We start from the raw sequence: 3,617 nt of genomic DNA, 5'->3' as shown, positions 1-3,617 counted from the left end.
GTTCGGCTGCCAGGTGCGGGCCGATCCTGCCGGTGGCGCCGACGATCAGGTGGGTGCCCGACAGGGCGCGGGCGGGGGCGGTGGCCGGTTCGGACCTGCGCAGCACCGGGATGTGCCTGGTGTCGGCGCGGTAGGCGCTCTGGGCGCCGGGATCCGCGGAGGTGATCTCCGTGAGCAGGCGCAGCGCGGTGCGCGGGTGCTCGTCGAGGTCGACCAGGCCTCCCCACAGGTCGGGGTGCTCCAGCGCCGCGGACCGGCCCGCGCCCCACAGGGCCGCGTGTCCCGGATCTGCGGTGGTGTCGCCGGGGAGGAGGTGGGCGCGCCGGGTGACCAGGTGCAGGCGCGGGGGCGCGGACAGGGCCGCGAGCGCGGTGACCAGGTCGAAGGCGCGCAGCGTCGCCTCGGCGGCGACGTCGGGGTCGTCGCCGCCCGCGCCGAGCGCGTCGGCGAACACGATGAGCCGGGTGGCAGGTGAGCCGTCCGCCAGCGCGGCGAGCGCCGACGCGGGGTCCGGGGCGAGGCGGGTCCGCACGCCGAAGGCCCGCCACTCGTCGGCCTGCTCGGGGGTCCCGCCGACGACGAGCCACTCCTGGGGCGGGACGGCGGCCGGTTCCAGGGGCGTGGCGCGCCACGCGAGGTGGTGCGACCAGGCCGGGTCCGGCGCCTCGACGGGGTGGTCGGCGCGCTCGTGGTCGGGGGTGGTGGGACCGGTTCGCGTGGGCCGGTCGGCCGTGCTCCGGTCGACGACCGCCCCGTTCCCGGCCCCCGGCGCGTCGGGGGCGCCGAGCGGCAGCAGCCGGATGCCCGTGAGCGCCGCCACCGGGGTCCGGCCCGCCCACAGCCACGCGTCGGCACGCAGTTCCCGCCCGTGCCCGGTGACCGTCGCGGTGACGGTGGTCGGGGTCGCGGGGTCGAGCACGGCGCAGGCGGTCACGCCCGTCACCAGGGCGGGGCCGGGCAGGTCCTCGGGCAGCGCGGCGGCCACCGCCTGGAAGGCGCCGGTCAGCAGGGCCGGGTCCGGCGCCGCGCCGGACAGCTCAGCCACCGCGGTTCCGGCCCCCGAGCGCAGCCCGGTCACCACCCGCAGCGCGGGGCCGAACCCGATGCCGTGCCCGGCCAGCAGGTCGTACCAGCGTGCGACGTCCCGCTCCACCCCGTCGGAGCGGGGTGGCGGCGGGGTCGGCAGGTCGTGGTCGTCGTGCAGCCGGGCCGAGGCCGCCTGCGCCCACGGCAGTTCCGGGGCGGTGCGGAAGTGCAGGGTGAAGGTCGCCGCCCCGACCCCGCGGTCGCGGCGGGCCACGCCCTGCAGCCGCAGGCCGGGCACGGCCGGGACCGGTTGGTGCAGCACCAGGTCGCGGACGCCGCCCCGCTCGAACCCCAGGTCGCGCGCGGCGGACAGCGCGGCGACCAGCGCGGCGGACGCGGGCAGCACCGGTTCGCCCAGGACTTCGTGCGCGGCGAGCCACTCCGCCCGTTCCGCGCCGGGCTCCGACTGCCACACCAGGGTTCCCGGCTGGTCCGCCAGTTCGGTGGGCGGTCCGAGCAGCGGGCCCTCCTCCTCGGACCGCAGGCGTGCGGCGCCGTCCTCCCGCGCGGGCACGTCGACCGGGGAGCGCCAGAACCGGGTGGTGTCCCAAGTCCTCGGCGGCAGGTCGACCAGTCGGCCGCCGGTCCACGCGCCGCGCCACACCGGGGTCGCCCCCAGGCAGGCCAGGCCGGCGGCGGCCAGTGCCACGGCCTCGGGGCCGCCGCGCTCGCGGTGCAGGGTGTGCAGCACCGCGGGGTCGGGCACGCCCAGCGACCGCAGCGCCTCCGCGACCGGCCGGGTGAGCACGGGGTGCGGGCTGACCTCCAGGAACACGGAGTGGCCCGCGTCGGCCGCCGCTGCGACCGCGTCCGGCAGGCGCACCGGTTCGCGCAGGTTCGCCGCCCAGTAGTGCGCGTCCGGCGGCGAGGTCAGCCGTTGTCCGGTCACCGTCGAGTAGAGCGGGATGAGGGGCTCGGACGGTGCGAGGTCGGCCAGCTCCTCGACGACCCGGCCGAGCAGCGGGTCGACCTGCGGGGAGTGCGAGGCCACGTCGACCCCCACCCACAGCGGGTCGGCGCCGAGGGCGGTCGCCACCCGCTCGACGCCCGCGCCATCCCCCGACAGGACCGAGGACTGCGGGCCGAGCAGGACCGCGACCGACACCGCGTCGTCGAGGCCCTCGGCGGTGATCGTCTCCCGCAGACGAGCCCCGGTCTCGGGGACGACGGCCATCCGCCCCTCGCCCGCGATCTCGCCGAGGAGCCGGGAGCGCACGCAGATCACCCTGGCCCCGTCGCGAGGGCTGAGCGCGCCCGCGACGACGGCAGCCGTGACCTCGCCCATCGAGTGGCCGAGGACGGCGGCGGGCTCGACGCCCCTGGCCCGCCACAGCGCGGCGAGCGCGACCTGCACGGTGAACAGCACCGGTTGCACCCAGGTGACCGACTCCCCCGTGCGACCGGACTCCAGCGCCTCGCGCGGTGACGGGCAGCCGTGCGCGCGCACGACCGGGTCCAGCTCGTCGATGACAGCGGTGAAGTCGGGGTCGTGGTCGAGCAGCCCGTCGGCCATGCCCGCCCACTGGGAGCCCTGGCCGGAGAACACGAACACCGGGGCCGGGTCGTCGCGGACCGCTCCGGTGGTCGCGTCGGGGTGCTCACGGCCCTCGGCCAGTTCGGTCAGCACCTCCGCGAGCCCGGCCGCGTCGCGGGCGAGCAGGCCCGCGCGGACCGGGCCGTGCGAACGGCGGGTGGTGAGGGTGTGCGCGAGGTCGGCCACCGGCGGCGGATCGCCGTCCAGCACCGAGCGCAGCGCACGGGCCTCAGCGCGCAGCGCGGCACGGGAGCCGGCCGACAGCAGCACGACCGGCGTGCTGCCGTCGGGTTCGAAAGGCTCGTGCGGGCGCACGGCGGGGGCCTGCTCCAGCACCGCGTGCGCGATGGCCCCGCCGAAGCCGAAGGAGCTGACGCCCGCGCGCCGGGGGTGGTCGCGGTGCGGCCAGGCGGTGAGCGCGGTGACGGGCGCGAGCGGGCGCTCGTCCAGCCGCAGCAGCGGGTTCGGGGTGGTGAGGTGCAGGTTGGCGGGGATCTCGCCCCGGTCCAGCGCCAGCACCGCCTTGATGAACCCGGCGACGCCCGAGGCGGCCTCCAGGTGGCCGAGGTTGGTCTTGACCGCGCCCAGCAGCAGCGGCCGGTCGGCGGGGCGACCGGGCGCGTGGACGGCGGTGAGCGCGTTGACCTCGACGGGGTCTCCGAGCGCGGTGCCGGTGCCGTGGGTCTCGACCAGGTCGACGGTGCGCGGGTCGACTCCCGCGGCGCGGTGCGCGGTGCGGATCAGGTCCTCCTGGGCGCCGGGGTGGGGCGCCATGAGGCCGTTGGAGCGTCCGTGCGAGCCGACCGCGCTGCCGCGCACGACGGCCAGCACCCGGTCCCCGTCGCGCAGCGCGCGGGAGAGCCGCTTGAGCACGACGACGCCGCAGCCCTCGCCGCGCGCGGTGCCGGTGCCGTGGGGCGCGCCCTGGTCGCCGGTGGGCGGGTCGACTGCGGCGGCGGGGTTCGCGGTGCGGATCAGGTCCTCCTGGGCGCCGGGG

The 3,617-nt window shown here is 78.3% G+C and carries 1 protein-coding gene; it reads right to left on the bottom strand.

Going from position 1 to position 3,617, the window contains the following annotated elements:
• A partial coding sequence (locus tag ACTUAL_RS29040) for a type I polyketide synthase (protein ID WP_440902471.1) occupies window positions 1-3,617 on the bottom strand: 3,617 nt, incomplete at both ends.

This window comes from Actinosynnema sp., assembly GCF_052038725.1.
This window is presented reverse-complemented; position numbering and strand designations above follow the sequence as displayed.